The organism is Coleofasciculus sp. LEGE 07092, assembly GCF_015207375.1.
GTDB lineage: Bacteria > Cyanobacteriota > Cyanobacteriia > Cyanobacteriales > Coleofasciculaceae > LEGE-07092.
In genome coordinates this window covers 1-17,951 of record NZ_JADEWY010000011.1, presented here as the reverse complement: position 1 = coordinate 17,951, position 17,951 = coordinate 1, and the positions used below count along the sequence as shown (strand labels likewise).

Here is a 17,951-nt window from a genome sequence, read left to right as displayed (position 1 = left end):
GAGTGAGGGGTGAGATGCCCAGGATTAAGGGCGGGTTTTGAACAAAGGTTAGCGGTGTTGATTCAAGGTTTAACCCTAAACCCGCCCCTACACGATGGCGATGGCGATGAAAATTTATTATTTTAGCCCTGTTCCTTCATCACAACTTTATAAAACGAGTTAAACAATTTCCCGTTAGTTTAAATGATTTGTGAACAGAAATGACCCTGAAACCCTTATTCTCTCAGGATTGCCATTTCACAATTCATTTATACGCCTGATGAATTTTTAAGTTTCAATTATTTTAAGTTTCTGTAAAGTTTCAAAATACATCTTTACACCATCGGGGGGGGGTAGGTCATGATTTATTTATTGAAGCAAATTAACTGCTCAAGCAAACGAAATCATCTAATTAAACCATGCTGAAATCATTATCTCTTGTTACCGTTGGCGCTACAGTTATGGCACTGGGAGCGATTACTCAAGCTGAAGCCACTTCAATTGTTCAACCTCAATCGGCTTCAACAGATATGGGAGAAAACTTTCCTTTAGTTCATAGTATTGACCAATCTGGATTGTCCGTTGGGTATACCACTGGTGTGACTGCCTTTGATACTTATTTGTCAGGAAATCCCACACACACTTCTGCACCAGGAACAGATTGGATTTCTTCTGATGCCACTGGATCGGTGACATTCGATTTTGGCAATGTTCTCAACCTGGAAGGGATGGCGTTATGGAATTTTTCAGGAAATCCCTCTTTTGGCGTATCAGACTTCGAGTTATTGGCTTCTTCTACTGGAAATGCTGGCAGTTTCATGAGTTTAGGTTCTTTTAATGCTAATACACAGTCTCAACCCAGCTCTGCCCAGGTATTCAATTTTAATCCCACCGCCGCCCAATTTATCCAGATGGATATTCTGAGTAATCATGGTTCTTCTAGCACAGGAATTGGCGAAGTTGCGTTTAAGACGGCTGACGTTACGCCTGAACCTGTTCCTGAACCTATGACTATTTTCGGTTCTGCCACGGCTCTAGGCTTTGGTGCGTTATTCAATAGAAAGAATTCCAAAAAGCAGAAGAATAAAGATAACAATTAACTGAGAGGGTATTGAGCGACTCAATTAATATATCCTCGTTATCTGTCTCTCTGGAAGGGGAGACTTTTGTCTTGGTTTAATTCCCGATGATGAGTGAAATTGAAATAGTTTTTTGGATGACATACCTAATTACCCCTGCGGATTCAAACGCTGCACAAATGCCTGATGTTCCGCTGTCTGTACTCCCTGCTGCAACACTGCCAAAACCTCAGCTAAATTTCCCTCGCGCAATGCATTTACCGCTAACCATAATCCCGGAAAAATACGAGAGCGAATAATCCCCGCTTCATCGGGTTCTACGGAAACATATCGTCCTTCTTCTAAGCGAAACCAATCAATGCGATTTTCGTAACTTTGCCACACAATATACTCTTGGACACCATTGCGACGATAGGCATTCAGTTTATCGTTTAAGTCATAAGAGGCACTCGAAGCCGCTATTTCCACAATTAACTCCGGTGCGCCTTCAATATAATCATCTTCAGTAATCCGAGAATTCCCTCCTACTTCCGGTTCAATTCGCAGTAAAGCATCCGGTTGAGGTTCGTTATCGGCATCCAGACAGACTGTAGTATTATCCTGCACATCAACTCCCGGTGTCGCCACCCCATACGTTCCCAACCAGGTGATTATTTTGGCATGGGGTTTACCGTGACGATTGGCACGAACGGGTGAAGCCACGTAAACCACTCCTTCTATTAACTCCGCTTTTTTGTTGTCTGGCATTAACTGATAGCGACGCTCAAATTCTACTCGTGTGAGGCGATCGCCACTTTCTAGGGGAGGAGGAGAAATGGTGGGACTAATTGACATCTGACACGCTTTAATTTTAATCGCTAACGGTTACGTTCATTTTAGCGTTGTGCGATGACGGTTATAAATAATGTTTGGCATAAGGGTGAGGGGTGAGATGCCAAGGATTAAGGGCGGGTTTTGAACATAGGTTAGCGGTGTTGATTCAAGGTTTATCTCTAAACCTTGAATCAACACGATGGTTATGGCGATGAAAATTTATGATTTTAGCCCTGTCGCTTCATCACAACTTTACAATAGGTTCTTTTCTTCAAAATTTTGAGTTGGGCACTGACACTACCCAAGTATTTAACTTCAATACAACTACTGCCCAGTTTATCCGAATGGATATTACGGATAGTTTGCTAAAAAGCAGAAGAATAAAGACAACAATTAACTGAGAGGGTATTGAGCGACTCAATTAATATATCTTGGTTATCTGTCTCCTCTCAACTGGATGCCAGAAGATATCAACGATGAAGGTTGAACCATGAGTTGCGTCTGCATTCTGTGTCCCCTGTGTTTTGAGTATTCTTGTCCTCATTTTAGTTGCGATCGCCAATCGGCTAGGCATCCAGCTTGGTTTCTTCAAGTGCGATTACTCTGCCCAATCAGAGTCTGAATGATAAATTCTGTTTTCTTGCCAGATTGCGAGGTGGCAATGTTGAAGGATAAAGCACACCACCAACTTCCTCTATCCGGTAAAGTTGTATTGGTATTTCAAAACAGAACCCATCACCAACTATGCAGTTGCTATGTCTGAGCAACGGTCACGGAGAAGATGTCATTGCCGTCCGAATTTTGCAGGAATTGCAGCGTCACCCGGCTGCACCCGAACTGGCAGCGTTGCCCCTGGTGGGTGAAGGAACCGCTTACCGCCAATTAGATGTTCCCATTGTTGGACCTGTTCAGCCAATGCCATCCGGCGGTTTTATCTACATGGAAGGGCGTCAGCTTCTGCGAGATTTGCGCGGCGGTTTGCTGCAACTGACTTGGACGCAATTCAAAGCCGTCCGTCGCTGGGCAAAAAAAGGCGGTGTGATTCTGGCAGTAGGGGATATCGTCCCTTTGCTATTAGCGTGGGCAAGTGGAGCGCCCTACGTCTTTGTCGGCACGGCTAAATCAGAATACTACCTGCGGGATGAAGCAGGCTGGTTGCCCAATCGCTCCCGCCGGGAAGGTTGGTCGGGTTCGGTATACCTGCCATGGGAACGCTGGCTGATGAGCCGGAAACGCTGTAAAGCTGTTTTTCCCAGAGATCAGCTTACCACGAAACTCTTATCGCAGTGGTCGATTCCTGCCTTTGATATGGGTAATCCGATGATGGATGGAATTGAGCCAGAGAATCCCCAACCCATCTTTTACGAACCCAACGCCGAACAAAAAGAAATGCAGCGACCCATGATTGTTACCCTGCTGCCTGGTTCTAGAGTGCCAGAAGCTTACGAAAATTGGCAGCTAATCGTGCAAGCTGTGTCTGGGTTACTTAATACCTTCAAAGAGCGATCGCTTTTATTTCTGGGTGCCATTGCTCCCTCTTTAAGTCTTGACCCGTTGCGAGAAGTTCTAGAAATTTCAGGTTGGCGTCAGCAATCTCCCGAATCTATCTCATCCAACCTTCAGTTTAATGACCCTACAACACTCACCTTTACTAAAAAAAATGCCACCCTAGTTTTGAGCCAAGATGACTACAACCTCTGCCTACTCAACGGTGACTGCTGTATTGCCATGGCAGGAACAGCAACCGAACAGTTTGTTGGCTTGGGAAAACCTGCGATCGCCATTCATGGTAAGGGACCCCAATACACTCCTGCCTTTGCCGAAGCACAGTCGCGTTTGTTAGGTCCCTCGTTAATGGCAGTAGAACAACCCAATAAAGTAGCAGAGGCAATCCAGAAATTATTGCGCGATCCCGATCGCCTACAGCTTATTGCTGAAAGTGGTCGCCGACGAATGGGTCAACCTGGAGCAGCTCGCCGCCTTGCTACCTGCTTGATGGAGCGTTTTGCAATTTAAGTTATGCTCAAATTCTTTATTAATCTTTGGGCGAAGAACCAATTTCTGGTCTAATCTGTGTTTGGTGATTCTTGCAAACATTGAGGAGAAAAACTTGGAGAGAACATTTCTCATGGTCAAGCCGGATGGCGTCCAGCGCAATCTGGTGGGTGAAATTATCCAGCGGTTTGAAACCAAAGGCTTTACCCTAGTTGGACTTAAGCTGATGAGTGTCAGCCGTGAACTGGCGGAAGAACACTACGCGGTTCACAAAGGCAAACCCTTTTTTGGCGGACTGATTGAATTCATTACCTCAGGTCCTGTTGTGGCAATGGTTTGGGAAGGAGAGGGTATCATTGCCTCAGCCAGAAAGATTATTGGTGCGACTAACCCCCTCAATGCTGAACCGGGGACGATTCGCGGTGATTATGGGGTGACAGTGGGTCGTAACTTGATCCACGGTTCCGACGCCTTAGAAACGGCGCAACAGGAGATTAAGCTCTGGTTTAAGGATGAGGAAGTAGCCAACTGGCAACCCAGCTTGACCCCTTGGATCTACGAATAAGTTATTAATCGCCGTAGAGACGTTGTGTAAAACGTCTCTACAAATAGAACGTCTCAGCTCCTTTCAACATCCTTATCGATACGCTTAGAGAAGCCCCAAGCGAAGATTAGAGCAATAGCGGTAATCATCAACCATTCGGGCGGCACCAATTCCGGGCTAAGTGCCCTGACTAAGAGCCGCAATCCTACCAAACCCACTGTAATGTAGCCAGCATCCTCAAGATTGGCATATTCTTTTAGCCAGCGGATAAACAACCCTGCCATAAACCGCAGTGTGAGCACGCCGATGGTGCCCCCGGTGAGAACGAGCCAGGTTTTATCAGAAATAGCGATCGCTGTTGTGACACTATCTAACGAGAACGCCAAATCGGTAATGGCAATTAAGGGAACAACCTGCAATAGCGATGTAAAGCGAGGTCCGTGATGGTGATGTTCTTCATCTTCCTCAGAAGTGAAGTGTTCAAAGACTAACCAAAGCAGATAGGCAGCTCCTAGGAGTTCAAACTGCCAAAACTTCACGACCCAAGTCGCTGTAAGAATTAGGGTAATGCGCAGGATATAGGCGACTGCCAAGCCGAAGTTAAGCGCACGGCGCTGAAGTCGGCTACCTTCTAACCCTTGAGCGATCGTTGCCAGAGCGATCGCATTATCCGCTGATAGCACCGCTTCCAGTGCAATCAGAACCAGGAGTACCAAAGGAGCTTCTATTCCGACGTTGAACGGGGAGTTAAAAACTTGATCTAGCATTAAATATTGATTTCAAACCGTAACGTTGCCAATTATTCTTAATTGCGCAAGCTGCTGGTGCAAACTTGAATTTGCGCCTGTCTTAACTAATCTTAACCTGTCATCAGGATTTTCTGCTCAAAAGTCAACGACAGCCAGTAGACTATAGGGGATAAAGAATTGGCGATCCCTTCATCTTTAGAAATAAGGAGTTTGCAATCATGACAATTTCGGATACTCAAGTCTTCGTGGCTCTAGTTTTAGCCTTGATTCCTGGCATCCTAGCCTTCCGGCTAGCTACGGAACTCTACAAGTAGTTCCAACAGCCCACAGGACGAAAGAGCTTATCTGCGGCAGGCAGAGAACTTAGAGCAAACAGCACGATTGCACTGCTTCTGTCTCGCTTTCAGTGGGTCGCTCAATTTTCCCGGATAATCACGGCAACGGCTGTAATTTATCTGGTAACATGGGCGTGCCACTGGCTCAGATAGGCTCTATTTCTATTGACTCCGATTTTTGTTCGGTAGAAAACAGCAGTATTATTTGGTGGTGTGCGTACCGTACACGCTCTTTATGCCAGGGGGATGGTGACTAAAGTCTTAACCCTTATTTTCCTCCAGAAGCTAAAAGGGCGTGGTTTTCAACTGCGAGGTTTTATTTAGATGAATGCCATTCAACCCACCCGATCCAATCGGCAACCCTTGCCACCCCGCCGGATGGTTCCTCGGACTCAACGCCGCCAACAGCATCATTCTTACCAAGCCATTGTCGGGGAAACGACTGCTAAATTAACGGTAAATCTGGTGTTGTGTGCTGCCGCGATCACTGGGTTGAGCCAACTGTTGCCCTATCACCTGTCCCAGCAAGGCAAGCTGCGAGAAGTGCGAGCAGAAGTGAGGCGAACTGAGACAAGGGTGAAAGACTTGCGAGCTGATTTCAGTCGTTCATTTGACCCAGGTCAAGCTAAAAATGTGATGCACGAGCAAAGTTATCGGGTTGACCCAACTCAGCGCCAAATTGTCTGGGAAGATCGGGGCATCATTGATGATAATTGATCAGTTGAGCATCCCTGAGTCCTTAGTCCACTCTACAGGCTGAGGACTAATTAACCCGACTATACAGAATTCGTTTAGGCACACAGGGGTTCTAGAAGCTGATTCATCCACGTTTCAACTTTCCGATACAAGCGACTCGAATTCCCTGATAGTGACAATTCATCTAAGGCACGTTGATAATCAGCGATCGCGCAATTCCAATCGCCCCGCAGGTGGTAAGTACGCCCCCGTTCGGCATAGATATGGTCTTGTAAACATCCTAAGATTAAGCCCAAATCCAGATTTTCCAGGGCTAGGTCATACAATCCCAATTCCCGGAACGTGATAGCTTGGTTAATCCAAGTGCGGACGTTACCCGGATTAAGATCGAGTGCCTTCTCATAATCGCCAAGGGCTTTTGCGAGTTGTCCGGTAGAGGCGTAGTAGTTAGCACGATTGTTGTAGGCACTATCTAAGTCCGGATTGAGTTGCAACGCTCGGTTGTAGTCCGCGATCGCTTTTTCCCGTTGACCCATTTGAAAGTAAATCAACCCTCGATTGTTGTAATCAATCGCACGGTTGGGATAGCATTGGATTGCCTGAGTTAGCAGCGTGAGGGCGGCGTTGTAATCCCCCTGTTTCGCTTTGCGTTGAGCTGAGGCACGCAGGCTTTTAACAGAAAGGGTTTGATTTTGCCTAGGTGCCAGTTTGACAGATGGTAAATAACCGGGAACCCTGCGGGGCATAGGAGACCACTTTCTATTGTGGTCTTGCCGATTGACAAATGTATGGCTCTTCATAATAGTCCTCCAACAATACCTGCGACCCATCTACAATCCACATTACGTCTAGTAGCACCCCGCTGGCTGGTATGAATGTGTCACTTCCTAAGGCGTCTTCACATCTTCAAAAATTACTCCCCAAATTACATCCAGAGAGTTTTGGATGGTCTTAAAGGATCTACAGTAGGGTTTGGTGACTTTCCTGAAAGCTTAACGAAAATATTGCTACTCACACATCTTCCCTAGGTTTTGAACATCCACTTCCTGGGTAACGCTTTAGAAATTGCCACACACAGCGAATAGTCCCTGTCGTAGATGGAAATATAATTTCCGCAATTCGCTGCACCTATTCAGTGGGTGGCGAGGGATACAGTTTGGTTAGTACTCTTCCACCCCTGTAGGTTTCCCCAACTCCACTCAAAGAGGAGACTGGCGGGAAGCCATTCTCATCCGAACTGGATAAAGATACTGGTAAAATGCAACCAAAGCTGTGGATTTCTCGTGGTTTGGAATCGTTAACAAAAAATTGTCTTATGGTAGCTGCAATGTCCCTGAAGAATGCTCCTGATGTTTCAACCGATGACTACCTGGTTGTTGGTTTAGCCACCTGCTTTTTAAAAGAAGAGGGTGAAGTTCATGAAGTAAACATTCTCGAACCCATCCCCTCAGCCGCTCTAGAAGCTATCCTCAAAGGAATCCCTACCTCCTATTCTATGGCTCGCGGTGTCACCGTGGGTGAGGTAATGGGTGAGGAAATCCCTCAACTCCCCGTTGAGTTTCCCCCAGCAACTCAGTTTTGTGATGACTTTGCCGAACGAGCGATCGCGGCATGCCGTACCTACAAGATTCGGACTGAAGCACAATCCCATATTCCCTTGGGAACGATGCGCACTGACTTCAACTACTCCACCGAACGCAAGCGGGTGCTAAATCAGACACGAGTAGTTCGTAAGGAAGACGATGTTAAGCAACACGAGTACACTCACAAAGTTCTTTAGATCCCTACTGCAATGCTAAAACTTTACGGTGGTGCCCGGAGTCGGGCTTCAATTGTCCAATGGTATTTGGAAGAACTGGGAGTTCCCTACGAATTTGTCTTGCTAGATATGCAAGCGGGTGAACATCGACAACCCAACTATCTGGCAATTAATCCTCTAGGGAAAGTCCCAGCCATTGTGGATGGCAATTTTCAGCTTTGGGAGTCTGGGGCGATTCTGTTCTATCTGGCTCAAAAGTATGGCAAGACACCGATATCAGTAGAGACACAAGCCACAATTAACCAGTGGATTTTATTCGCTAATGCCACACTCGGTCCAGGAATTTTTGTAGAAGCCAATCGGGAACGGGAAATGCCCCGGTTGATGACGGCATTGAATCAGATTTTCGAGAAGCAGTCATTTTTACTCGAAGATGACTTCACAGCAGCGGATGTGGCAGTTGGCTCAGTCTTGGCTTATATCCCAATTATGTTGAAGCTTGACCTGAGCGACTATCCAGAGGTTGTAGAGTATATCAAACGTCTCTCAGAGCGACCTGCGTTTCAGAAAACGATTGGCAGCGCGAATAAAGGATAATTCTTTAGAAACAAGACAGGAGTCACGAGTATAGATGAGTGTACTCCATTCAGCGTGAGAACCGTCATATCACAAAAAGAAGGACATCTAGTACTAGATGTCCTTCTTATTCGGAATGAGGAACTTGGGATTTACCTGAAACCCACAGCAGCTTGCCAAACAAAGGCTAATAGCAAGAAGAAAACCGGGATAACCGGGAGTACATCCACGATGGGATCAAAGATGGAGTAAGCCTCCGGCAGTTTTGCCAATAACAGTGCAGCGTCCATACCTAAATCTTCCTTTCCAACACACTTTTCAGAATTGAAATGGATCTTAACATGAACCCTGTTACCACTGAGCAGGTGTTAGTGTATCCAACAAGACTTTTGGGGCTGATCAGCTTTAAAGTTCCAGATGTCAGGATTTGTTATCTAATCCGCCATCTATAGTGTTTACCTTCTGCGCAATACCATAACCGATCGCTCTGTCATGGGTATGGGTTTATCCCCTTTGTAGCAAATCTCCCCGTCTACAAAAAGTGGCTGAGTGGTATCGATGATAACTTCCCACTCCCGATGTTGCAGTCCAGGTGGGAGGATAAACTCTAGCATCTCGTAGTGGGCGTTAAAGCACAGGAAAAAACTATCATCCATAATCCGTTCTCCCCGATCCCCCCGCGTGGCAATTTCTTCACCGTTTAAGAAGATGGCAATTGCCGTGGTAAATCCATCGTGCCATTGCTCCTCCGTCATCTCACCCCCATCGGCATTGAACCAACCAATATCATGGACACTAGAACCGTGGATGGCTCGACCTTGAAACCACTTGCGTCGCTGAAAGATTGGATGCTGACGGCGAAAATAGATGAGCTGCCGGGTAAAGTCAAGCAGCGCCGCGTTATCCTCCTGCAAATTCCAATCGAACCAAGAAACCTCATTATCCTGACAATAGGCATTATTATTGCCCCCTTGCCCTCGCCCCATTTCATCCCCGCCCAGCATCATGGGTACGCCTTGGGAAAGCATGAGAGTAACTAGAAAGTTACGCCGCTGTCGATTTCGCAACTTGATGATTTTTGGGTCATCGGTTTCTCCTTCAACGCCACAATTCCAGGAGCGGTTGTAACTTTCCCCATCCCGGTTATCTTCGCCATTGGGTTTGTTGTGCTTTTCGTTGTAGCTAACCAAATCGTTGAGGGTGAACCCATCATGGGCAGTAATGAAATTGATACTGGCATTTGGTCGCCGTCCATTGGATTCGTATAAGTCAGAGCTACCCGTAAAGCGATAGGCAAATTCCGCGAGACTGCTATCTTCACCCCGCCAAAAGTCTCGGATTGTATCCCGATACTTGCCATTCCACTCTGACCACAACAGGGGGAATTTCCCAACATGATAGCCTCCCTCACCCACATCCCAAGGTTCAGCAATTAGCTTTACATCAGAAATGACCGGATCTTGATGGATGATATCAAAGAAGGCTGCCAAGGTATCCACCTCATAGAGTTCTCGCGCCAGTGCTGATGCCAAGTCGAAGCGAAAACCATCGACGTGCATTTCTAAGATCCAATACCTGAGGCTATCCATGATTAACTTCAAAACTTGGGGATGGCGCACGTTCAAGGAATTGCCGCACCCGGTAAAGTCCATGTAGTAGCGAGAGTCATCTTCCAGCAACCGATAATAGGCTGAATTATCAACACCCCGCAGGGATAGGGTAGGACCGAGATGATTACCTTCTCCGGTATGGTTGTAGACCACATCTAGAATCACCTCGATACCCGCTTTGTGTAACGCCTTGACCATCTCTTTGAATTCAGTCACTTGCCGTCCCTGAGTGCCACTAGCGCTGTAGCTGGCATGGGGGGCAAAATAGGCGATGGAATCGTAACCCCAGTAATTAGTTAAGCTCTTTTCAACTAAATGACCGGGATAGGTCAAGAAGTGATGGACAGGGAGCAATTCTACGGCTGTAATACCCAAAGATTGGAGATAGGTAATCGCTGCCGGATGAGCCAATCCTGCGTAGGTGCCGCGTAGGGCTTTGGGAATATCTGGATGTTGTTTAGTAAATCCTTTGACGTGAGTTTCGTAGATGATCGTTTCGTGAGCCTGTCTTCGCAGAAGTTGGTCGCCTTCCCAGTCAAAGGATTCATCAATCACGACAGCCTTGGGAACTAAGTGGGCATTATCGAACTCGGAGAAGATCAAATCTTTTTCTGGATCATCCCAACGATAGCCAAGGTTCTCCGACCCATGGCGAATATCTCCATCCAGCGCCTTAGCATAGGGGTCAATTACAAGTTTATTGGGGTTGAATCGATACCCCTCTTGGGGAGCGTAAGGTCCATCAACTCGGAAACCGTACCGCTGCCCTGCTCCTATTCCCGGTATGTAGCCGTGCCAGACGAAGTTACTGATTTCGGTCAAGGCGACTCGTGTCTCCCGATTCTCCCTATCAAATAAGCAAAGTTCGACACCTGTTGCGTTCTCGCTAAACAGGGCAAAGTTTGTGCCTTTGCCATCCCAGGTTGCTCCTAAGGGATAAGCTTTACCGGGCCAGACTGGTACGTACATGGTATAAACCTCCCAATCCATCATAATGACATCCTCAAGGTTGCAGGGTTTCTCCTGATCCATGAGGTTAGTCATTACCTCGTTATCGCATTTGCACGTTCCCAGGATCAAGGGTTCGTTGGAGAGTGCGTTCCCTACCTTCCTAACATTGGAATGCTATCGAGAGATGTTGATGTTGTAAACTACTGGCTAGTATGGATGCGATCGCTGTGAACAAAAGCTATCTTGCATTAGTGATTGGCAATTCCCGTCTGCACTGGGGTTGGTTTGCTGATGGCACTCTGCAAGAGGCTTGGGATACTGACTATTTCCCTGAAAAACAAGTAGAACAGCTAATCCAGTGCTGGGTATCTGGTGTCATGCCAGCCGAACTTTTTCCGCCCGTACTACAGAAATCTTGCCTGTCTCCTCCGCTCTATCTCGCTTCAGTCGTACCAGAGCAGACAAAACTATGGCAAGCCTACCCAGCAACCCGTATCATCAGTCTCGACCACCTACCCCTGTCAGGACTGTATCCCACTTTGGGAATTGATCGCGCCTTGGCTTTATTGGGAGCGGGGGAGACTTATGGTTATCCCATGCTAGTCATTGATGCAGGTACGGCGCTGACGTTTACGGGTGTGGATAGGCACCGCCGTCTCATGGGGGGCGCGATTTTACCAGGATTACGGTTGCAGTTGCAGTCTTTAGGACAACGGACGGCAGCGTTACCTACTACCCAACTCCCGCCTCAACTCCCTTCCCGTTGGGCAATGCAGACTCCTGCGGCGATTGAGAGTGGCGTAATTTACACCGTACTGGCGGGGGTTCAAGACTTTATTGGTGATTGGCAGAGTCGGTTTCGGGGGAGTCAAGTTGCCATAACTGGCGGTGATTATAACCTATTATTGAGGTATTGGCAAGCTCAGTATCCTGATCTGGGATATCTGTTAATTGCCGATCCTCATTTAATTTTTTGGGGAATTCGGTCAGTGTACAGACAAGATGCCTTTACTACTGCATCAGGCAAAGGTCGAAAATCCTAAATCTGGGGGAACGTCCTGAAGGCGTCCGGCACCGACGGCTTGAATCGCTTCTTTAAGAGAAACATCGCCAGTATAGAGGGCGCGACCGACGATCGCACCCGTGACTCCCATCGGTTCGAGTGCCAGCAGACTCAACAAATCGGTAATTGAACTAACGCCACCGGAGGCAATGATGGGGACAGAGATGTTTCTGGCAAGTTCTCTGAGGACATCTCGGTTAGGTCCGGTGAGGGTGCCGTCTCGGTGAATGTCGGTATAAATGATGGCAGCAACGCCTAACTGAGCCATCTGCTGGGACAGTTCTGTGGCAGCAACTTCTGAGGTTTCTAACCAACCGCGAGTGGCTACTCGTCCGTTGCGAGCGTCAATTCCGACTATGATTTTTCCTGGAAATTCTGCACACAACTGGCTGACTAAGGGATGGTCTTCCACGGCAGCCGTTCCCAAAATCACCTGCCCAACGCCAATAGTCAGCAGTTGAGAAACACCCATGCGATCGCGCAATCCGCCCCCAACTTGCACGGGTACGCCCACAGTTTGGACGATGGCATCAATGGTTTTGGTGTTGACTGGATGACCGACTTTTGCCCCATCTAAATCTACAACGTGTAGCCGCGTCGCTCCTTGGTCAACCCACTGCTTGGCAACATCAACGGGGTTGTCGTTAAATACTTGCGATCGCTCATAATCTCCTTGATACAGCCGCACGCAGCGACCTTCTAGTAAGTCAATTGCTGGAATTACATCCATTGCTGATTTCCCAATTCACCAAAAAAAACGGCTAGATATTTATCTACTAATACGGAGTTGCATTCAGACAGGCAATAGTCTCTCCCCGTTCCTCTTCATCCCTTGAAAATTACCTCTTTGAACGCAACTCAGTATTAAGGTTAACCTTCTGGCGACAATTCCTCTAAAATTTTGAACCGGACGTGATTGATGGCTAACTCACCAATGGAAATATTTTCTTTTTTCACCAAACTCCCTTGGCTTTTGAGAGTTTCAAAGGAAATACCTTTGCCAATTTCCACATGATACCAAGCCAGACCCATAAAAAATCGAGTTGGGTAGGGACCCCCTTCAACGGTATCGTCCGGATTGGATTCCATCGGTAGCCAGCCAACACCTGGCACGTAAAATTCTAGCCAAACATGATTGAAGTCAGGTTCTAAGGGGACGCCCAGTTTGTCAGGATGGGGAGGACATTTGTAGCGCCCGACGGTGCGAGTGGCAATTCCGTTAAGGCGTGTCAGCGCTAGCAATACGCCCAGATATTCACCGCAGGAGCCAATTCCCCGTTCTAAGACAACATTGGGAGTATCAATATGCGGTTTAATTCCGTAGGAGAGTTTGTCATAGACATAGTTACGAATGCTGTACATTTTCCGCAGCAGGTTTGTTTCGGTGCCGATTGCTTCGCGGGCAGCGCGGCGAATGATGTCTGTTTCCATGGCTAACTCATCATCATCCACTAAATACTGCTCTTGAAACTCTGGCGGTAATTCTGTCAATTTTTCCACGTCTCGCGGGGTTAGACGGTATTTGATACTCCAGACTTCCAGCAGCGCTTTCCAGCCAAATAAATGGCGTTCGCCCGGTTTTAGGGTGTCGAATTTAAAGACGGCGACTCGCTGATCCCCTTGGATTTCTTCGGTAAAGGGAAGTCCGACGGATTCGATTTTTCTCACCTTTTGACGGTCTGTTTCTGAGGGTAGGGCGATGCGCCATTCCACGTCTTTAAATTCCACCTCTTCGAGGGGGGAAAGTTCTTCGACGTAGGACATTTCGATTAAATAACCGGTGGAAAGGGTGTAACGATTCTCAGGATCGGCGCGAAAATAAAGGGGGTGGATGAAGGTGCGATCGCGAAATTGCAATTCGTAGTTGGGTTGGGCATTAGGGTTATCTCGGATGTAAGGCTCCTCACTGGCATAGGCAACGTAGAGTGTATCTTGATTCGTCTGTTTGTCTCGGTAAAATGCCAAACCAGTAGGGTTCTCAAAAGGAGTCAGCAGGCTGAATTGGATGTTTCCTGTTGCTCGGTCGAGGCAGTAAATGGTTTGTTCTTCTCGATCTGAAACCCATAGTTCCTCATCGCGTACTGCAATGTTCTCAACGCCAATCCCTGGGGCGTACAATCGTGTAATCTCGCGACCTGTATCGCGGCTGTAAATCAAAATATATCCAACTTTCTGGCAGGTAATATAGATGGTTGATTCTTTGACGGCAACGCCATCGGCGGTGTAGGGCAGAGTAACAAAGGGCTGAAGGCTCAAATCACCATTGAGCTGACAAAAGTAAACGGTTTTTTGCCAGGTCAACCATAGGGTGTCTCCTGCTATTGCCAAACCACTGGCATCGACAAAATCCAACTCGCGGGAAGAGTTCAAAATTTTGGTATTCTCGTTGAGCGGATCGATTTGCAGCAGATAGCCATTCGTAGCATCAATAGCGACCAGTGTTTCCCCCCAAAATGCTATACCCTGTAAGGCAGAGGCTCCAATTGGTCTAATCGTCCCAAACGACTTGGGTTTGGGTAAAACAGAGAACGCTGAATCAGGAATCATGCTCATCGATGATGAAGATTTAAATAAGAATGGAAACGAAAGTGCCGATACTGCCCATACTTCAAGTTAGAATATCAATACTAAGGCAGATCTTTGTCGGACGAAGTTGATTATCATATAAATTGCTATCTCATGCTGGAACTTTATCTTCTGTTCTGACATCATTAAACTGTAAAGACTCGGTTCTACGAGCAGGTATTTCATCATGGCTTGGTTCACCCGCTCATCACGCTTAACAATTCTGACTGTAGCTTTGACACTAGGTCTGGCAGTGTATTTGCCTAAACAGGTGCAAGCTCAGTTCAGAACGGCTTCCCTTAGCTCTCAGATTCCTGATCAATGGCAATTTACTCCCCCCAAAAACCCTGATTCCGCTCCGGTTTCAGTGAATCGAGAGGGCGGGGCAACCAGAGGTCCAGAGTGCATTCGGACGAATGAGTCGCTGGTAGCATTGGTTCCTGAGTCAGGAATGAATAAAACGCCAGGAATAGGCAAAACTATGGCGGCATATCCCACTGTTTTTTGGTATATGCCCCAAACCAGTGCATCAACAATGGAGTTTGTGTTGCAAGATGCTGACGCCCGAGATATTTACAGGGTCGAGTATAGTTTGGATCAGTCAGGGAACGACATGGGTGGCACTCCCCGTATCATGAGTTTGACCCTTCCTTCCTTTTCTAACTTACCGCCTTTAGAGACCAATAAGGACTATTACTGGCAGCTCGCCTTGGTTTGCGATCCCCTAGATCGGTCAGCCGATGTCGTTGTCGGTGGCGGAATTCAGCGAACCTCACGGGACCTAGTTCTCGAATCACGACTTCGACAGGCAACTCCCCAAGAGCAAATGGCACTCTATGCCAAAGAGGGAATGTGGTATGACACGCTCAAGACGTTGGTGAGGCTCCGCCAAAATTCTCCTCAAGATCCAGAGCTGGCACAGGCTTGGGACAAGCTGCTTAATTCAGTGAAACTAGAGGTCATTTCCAAACAACCAGGGTTAGAAGATGTCATTGGAGAACAACCAAGAATCGATGAAACCAGCGGTTTAGTGAACAGTAACTAGGTTTCCCATGGGAATGTAAACCTCAAGGGAAAACTAGAACTGATCTCATGCTGTAACTTGCTTCTGGCAGGGTACGGCATTAATTTTTTTTAGGGTGGCTGAATTCAAATGAAGATTTAGATAAGAGTGGACGCTTACGGTAGCGATACCGCTAATGCCTCTTAAAATGTAAGTATCCAGGCAGAAGCTTGCCGCAACCTGATTGTTGCTAGACTGAATCATCCTTATTGGAACGCGGGCTTCTGTTCTGAGTTCTTAAGACAAAGACTCTATTTTACACTACAAATACAGTTGTATTATGGCTTGGTTCACACGTTCATCATACTTCACAAGGCTGACTGTAGCCTTGGTGCTAGGGATTGCTTTCCATATCCCCGCACGGGTACAAGCTCAATTGGAGCCTCCTCCTCTTAGCAGCCAGATTCCCATTCGATGGGATTTCACTCCGCCAACTAATCCAGATCCAGACAAACCCATTGCTATTAATAGAGAAGGCGGTGCCTCGCGGAACCCCTGTATCGCTCAAAATAATGGATTTCTGATTGGATTGGTTCCACCTTCTGGGATAGGAACAACGGTAGCAGAGTATCCTACTGTATTTTGGTATCTGCCCAAAACAACAGCTTGGGGGGTAAAGTTTGTGTTGCGGGATGCCAAAAAGCAGGAGATTTATTCGACCCAGTATGCCTTCACCCATTACACGGAAAAAGGGGCTGATGGTTTCGACCAGGAATTGGTTATCGGTGCTCCCGGCATGATGAGCCTAACCCTTCCTGCTTCTGGTGGTCTCCCTCCTCTAGAAATCGGTCAGGAGTATACTTGGCAGTTAACACTCATGTGCGATCGCACAGACAGAGGGGGCGATTATGATGTGTATGGCGGATTCAAACGAGTGGAACCCGAACCGATGTTGGCACGTCGTCTTGAACAGGCAGATCCTCGCCAACAAGTGGCTATTTATGCAGATGAACGACTTTGGTATGAAACCTTGAGTACTCTGATCGAGCTGCGGCGCACCAACCCCAACGATCCAAATCTGACCGAGGCTTGGAACACACTGATCAACTCGGTGGGGCTAAATGAACTATCTGAAGACTTTGTAGTTCAGGACACCAGAACCTTTAACAACTAATCAATAATACTTGTAGGGTAGATATGCGGTTCCATTTTCGCAAGTTTTCTCTAGCTCTCTCGATACAACTAGTACTCCTTGCCGGGGGTTTGGCTTTTCTACAAACTCCCCGAGTTCTCCTTGCCCAAGGAATTCCCCAAACTTGGGAAGCCAAAGAATATAAACCGCCAGCAGGCATCGGCGCCCCCACTCGTACTGAACCAGGAGGAACGCGAAGTCCTGTTGACAGTTGTCCGGTTAATGGCAAGGCACTCAAAGCTCTAGTTCCCAGCAATAACTTTGGAACAACAGTAGCCGCATATCCTACATTCTTTGTCTATATGCCTGCGTCATCATCTGGGACGACGTTGCCTGTGGAGTTTGTCTTGGAGGATATAGAAGACAATCCAATCTACAAAACTACGTTTGACAGCAGTGGCAAGTCAGGTATTATTACCCTCAGCCTACCGACTGAAGTCGGATTAGCGCCGTTGAAAGTTGGTCAGGATTATAAGTGGTCGTTTTCGGTGATGTGCCAATCTAACGAACGGTCAAAAGATCTTGTCGTAGAAGGGTGGGTAAGACGGGTAGAACTTGACCCACGCCTTGCCACCCAACTGGCACAAGCATCACCAGAACAACAAGTTGACCTGTATTCCGACGCGGAAATTTGGCACGATGCCTTGGCAAAGTTGGTGGAGCAGCGCCGCAACAATCCCGGTGATTCAAAGGTGGCGAATCAGTGGGTTAAGCTTCTGAATGCTGCTAATTTGAGTGATTTGATTCAAGAGTCACTGGTATCGGATTTAACAACTCCCGAAGAGTTATTGTCATCGTCTTACTAGCTCACCAGCGTGGCAGAAACTTGTAACCCGCCGCTCTCTTGATGAGGGAGAGGAGGAGAAAATTTATCTCTTTGAGCGTAACGAAGTAATATCGATTACCGAAATATTGGCTATACAATCGGGAGAACCCATAAAAGACTACCTCGATCTCGATATTCCAATCATTTGCGTAAAGGATATATAGCGGTTCTCATTTACATGAGGTACAGTCCCATTCCCTACTCCCCACTCCCCAC

19 protein-coding genes are annotated in these 17,951 nt (G+C 47.1%); 11 read left to right on the top strand and 8 right to left on the bottom strand.

The window, feature by feature from the left end; genetic code table 11:
• Positions 1-398 precede the first annotated feature (398 nt).
• On the top strand, positions 399-1,079 hold the full coding sequence (locus tag IQ257_RS04495) for a PEP-CTERM sorting domain-containing protein (RefSeq protein WP_193877513.1): 681 nt from the start codon (positions 399-401) through the stop codon (positions 1,077-1,079).
• A gap of 129 nt (positions 1,080-1,208) precedes the next feature.
• Here the strand turns inward: IQ257_RS04495 and IQ257_RS04490 are convergent, their stop codons facing one another.
• Positions 1,209-1,892: a Uma2 family endonuclease gene (locus IQ257_RS04490; RefSeq protein ID WP_193877479.1), complete on the bottom strand. Its 684-nt coding sequence runs from the start codon at positions 1,890-1,892 to the stop codon at positions 1,209-1,211.
• 723 nt (positions 1,893-2,615) lie between these two features.
• Between IQ257_RS04490 and IQ257_RS04485 the strand changes: the two genes are divergently transcribed.
• Together IQ257_RS04485 and ndk are read left to right on the top strand one after the other, a co-directional pair.
• On the top strand, positions 2,616-3,887 hold the full coding sequence (locus IQ257_RS04485) for a lipid-A-disaccharide synthase-related protein (RefSeq protein WP_193877481.1): 1,272 nt from the start codon (positions 2,616-2,618) through the stop codon (positions 3,885-3,887).
• A gap of 94 nt (positions 3,888-3,981) precedes the next feature.
• Positions 3,982-4,431: a nucleoside-diphosphate kinase gene (ndk, locus tag IQ257_RS04480; RefSeq protein WP_193877483.1), complete on the top strand. Its 450-nt coding sequence runs from the start codon at positions 3,982-3,984 to the stop codon at positions 4,429-4,431.
• 53 nt (positions 4,432-4,484) lie between these two features.
• Here ndk and IQ257_RS04475 read toward each other — a convergent pair whose 3' ends face one another.
• Positions 4,485-5,177, bottom strand: coding sequence for a TerC family protein (locus tag IQ257_RS04475; protein ID WP_193877485.1), 693 nt, complete (start codon positions 5,175-5,177; stop codon positions 4,485-4,487).
• A 200-nt stretch (positions 5,178-5,377) separates the two neighbouring features.
• On the opposite strand from IQ257_RS04475, the gene psaM reads away from it, so the two are divergent.
• Positions 5,378-5,473 (top strand): photosystem I reaction center subunit XII, encoded by a 96-nt coding sequence (psaM, locus tag IQ257_RS04470; protein ID WP_193877487.1) that lies wholly within the window; start codon positions 5,378-5,380, stop codon positions 5,471-5,473.
• Positions 5,474-5,818: 345 nt separating this feature from the next.
• Positions 5,819-6,211 carry a hypothetical protein gene (locus tag IQ257_RS04465; RefSeq protein WP_193877489.1) on the top strand — a complete coding sequence of 131 codons (393 nt, stop codon included), beginning with the start codon at positions 5,819-5,821 and terminating at the stop codon, positions 6,209-6,211.
• Between the two features lie 74 nt (positions 6,212-6,285).
• On the opposite strand, the gene IQ257_RS04460 is transcribed toward IQ257_RS04465, so the two are convergent.
• Positions 6,286-6,990, bottom strand: a complete 705-nt coding sequence (locus tag IQ257_RS04460) for a tetratricopeptide repeat protein (protein ID WP_193877491.1) — start codon at positions 6,988-6,990, stop codon at positions 6,286-6,288.
• 515 nt (positions 6,991-7,505) lie between these two features.
• Here IQ257_RS04460 and IQ257_RS04455 point away from each other — a divergent pair.
• Positions 7,506-7,970 carry a hypothetical protein gene (locus tag IQ257_RS04455; RefSeq protein ID WP_193877493.1) on the top strand — a complete coding sequence of 155 codons (465 nt, stop codon included), beginning with the start codon at positions 7,506-7,508 and terminating at the stop codon, positions 7,968-7,970.
• A 12-nt stretch (positions 7,971-7,982) separates the two neighbouring features.
• Positions 7,983-8,546: a glutathione S-transferase family protein gene (locus IQ257_RS04450; RefSeq protein WP_193877495.1), complete on the top strand. Its 564-nt coding sequence runs from the start codon at positions 7,983-7,985 to the stop codon at positions 8,544-8,546.
• Between the two features lie 131 nt (positions 8,547-8,677).
• On the opposite strand, the gene IQ257_RS04445 is transcribed toward IQ257_RS04450, so the two are convergent.
• Entirely contained in the window at positions 8,678-8,815 is a 138-nt protein-coding gene (locus IQ257_RS04445) for a photosystem II reaction center protein K (RefSeq protein ID WP_193877497.1), read from the bottom strand.
• A 165-nt stretch (positions 8,816-8,980) separates the two neighbouring features.
• Positions 8,981-11,104: a glycogen debranching protein GlgX gene (glgX, locus tag IQ257_RS04440; RefSeq protein ID WP_193877515.1), complete on the bottom strand. Its 2,124-nt coding sequence runs from the start codon at positions 11,102-11,104 to the stop codon at positions 8,981-8,983.
• Between the two features lie 194 nt (positions 11,105-11,298).
• Between glgX and IQ257_RS04435 the strand changes: the two genes are divergently transcribed.
• Positions 11,299-12,129, top strand: a complete 831-nt coding sequence (locus tag IQ257_RS04435; RefSeq protein ID WP_193877499.1) for a pantothenate kinase — start codon at positions 11,299-11,301, stop codon at positions 12,127-12,129.
• Here the strand turns inward: IQ257_RS04435 and hisA are convergent.
• The gene (gene hisA, locus IQ257_RS04430) at positions 12,106-12,879 is read right to left on the bottom strand and encodes a 1-(5-phosphoribosyl)-5-[(5-phosphoribosylamino)methylideneamino]imidazole-4-carboxamide isomerase (protein ID WP_193877501.1); all 774 of its coding nucleotides are present in this window, start codon (positions 12,877-12,879) and stop codon (positions 12,106-12,108) included. The two genes, IQ257_RS04435 and hisA, sit on opposite strands and share 24 nt — an antisense overlap.
• A gap of 140 nt (positions 12,880-13,019) precedes the next feature.
• Complete coding sequence (locus IQ257_RS04425; protein ID WP_193877503.1) at positions 13,020-14,696, bottom strand: transglutaminase-like domain-containing protein; 1,677 nt, start codon at positions 14,694-14,696, stop codon at positions 13,020-13,022.
• A gap of 205 nt (positions 14,697-14,901) precedes the next feature.
• On the opposite strand from IQ257_RS04425, the gene IQ257_RS04420 reads away from it, so the two are divergent.
• Positions 14,902-15,759: a DUF928 domain-containing protein gene (locus IQ257_RS04420; RefSeq protein ID WP_193877505.1), complete on the top strand. Its 858-nt coding sequence runs from the start codon at positions 14,902-14,904 to the stop codon at positions 15,757-15,759.
• Between the two features lie 45 nt (positions 15,760-15,804).
• On the opposite strand, the gene IQ257_RS29770 is transcribed toward IQ257_RS04420, so the two are convergent.
• On the bottom strand, positions 15,805-15,981 hold the full coding sequence (locus IQ257_RS29770; RefSeq protein WP_193877507.1) for a hypothetical protein: 177 nt from the start codon (positions 15,979-15,981) through the stop codon (positions 15,805-15,807).
• Between the two features lie 76 nt (positions 15,982-16,057).
• Between IQ257_RS29770 and IQ257_RS04415 the strand changes: the two genes are divergently transcribed.
• Both IQ257_RS04415 and IQ257_RS04410 read left to right on the top strand, forming a co-directional pair.
• A complete protein-coding gene (locus tag IQ257_RS04415) occupies positions 16,058-16,891 on the top strand; it encodes a DUF928 domain-containing protein (RefSeq protein WP_193877509.1) in 834 nt (277 codons plus the stop codon).
• A 23-nt stretch (positions 16,892-16,914) separates the two neighbouring features.
• Positions 16,915-17,715 carry a DUF928 domain-containing protein gene (locus tag IQ257_RS04410; protein ID WP_193877511.1) on the top strand — a complete coding sequence of 267 codons (801 nt, stop codon included), beginning with the start codon at positions 16,915-16,917 and terminating at the stop codon, positions 17,713-17,715.
• The last annotated feature ends 236 nt before the right edge of the window (positions 17,716-17,951 follow it).

Bases quoted from the DNA above. Each gene is read 5' to 3' on its own strand.
- hisA (WP_193877501.1), bottom strand. From the start codon at position 12,879: ATGGATGTAATTCCAGCAATTGACTTACTAGAAGGTCGCTGCGTGCGG.
- IQ257_RS04460 (WP_193877491.1), bottom strand. From the start codon at position 6,990: ATGAAGAGCCATACATTTGTCAATCGGCAAGACCACAATAGAAAGTGG.
- IQ257_RS04420 (WP_193877505.1), top strand. From the start codon at position 14,902: ATGGCTTGGTTCACCCGCTCATCACGCTTAACAATTCTGACTGTAGCT.
- IQ257_RS04465 (WP_193877489.1), top strand. From the start codon at position 5,819: ATGAATGCCATTCAACCCACCCGATCCAATCGGCAACCCTTGCCACCC.
- IQ257_RS04445 (WP_193877497.1), bottom strand. From the start codon at position 8,815: ATGGACGCTGCACTGTTATTGGCAAAACTGCCGGAGGCTTACTCCATC.
- IQ257_RS04435 (WP_193877499.1), top strand. From the start codon at position 11,299: ATGGATGCGATCGCTGTGAACAAAAGCTATCTTGCATTAGTGATTGGC.
- glgX (WP_193877515.1), bottom strand. From the start codon at position 11,104: ATGTACGTACCAGTCTGGCCCGGTAAAGCTTATCCCTTAGGAGCAACC.
- IQ257_RS04485 (WP_193877481.1), top strand. From the start codon at position 2,616: ATGCAGTTGCTATGTCTGAGCAACGGTCACGGAGAAGATGTCATTGCC.
- IQ257_RS04495 (WP_193877513.1), top strand. From the start codon at position 399: ATGCTGAAATCATTATCTCTTGTTACCGTTGGCGCTACAGTTATGGCA.
- IQ257_RS29770 (WP_193877507.1), bottom strand. From the start codon at position 15,981: ATGATTCAGTCTAGCAACAATCAGGTTGCGGCAAGCTTCTGCCTGGAT.
- IQ257_RS04425 (WP_193877503.1), bottom strand. From the start codon at position 14,696: ATGATTCCTGATTCAGCGTTCTCTGTTTTACCCAAACCCAAGTCGTTT.
- IQ257_RS04450 (WP_193877495.1), top strand. From the start codon at position 7,983: ATGCTAAAACTTTACGGTGGTGCCCGGAGTCGGGCTTCAATTGTCCAA.
- IQ257_RS04415 (WP_193877509.1), top strand. From the start codon at position 16,058: ATGGCTTGGTTCACACGTTCATCATACTTCACAAGGCTGACTGTAGCC.
- psaM (WP_193877487.1), top strand. From the start codon at position 5,378: ATGACAATTTCGGATACTCAAGTCTTCGTGGCTCTAGTTTTAGCCTTG.
- IQ257_RS04475 (WP_193877485.1), bottom strand. From the start codon at position 5,177: ATGCTAGATCAAGTTTTTAACTCCCCGTTCAACGTCGGAATAGAAGCT.
- IQ257_RS04490 (WP_193877479.1), bottom strand. From the start codon at position 1,892: ATGTCAATTAGTCCCACCATTTCTCCTCCTCCCCTAGAAAGTGGCGAT.
- IQ257_RS04410 (WP_193877511.1), top strand. From the start codon at position 16,915: ATGCGGTTCCATTTTCGCAAGTTTTCTCTAGCTCTCTCGATACAACTA.
- IQ257_RS04455 (WP_193877493.1), top strand. From the start codon at position 7,506: ATGGTAGCTGCAATGTCCCTGAAGAATGCTCCTGATGTTTCAACCGAT.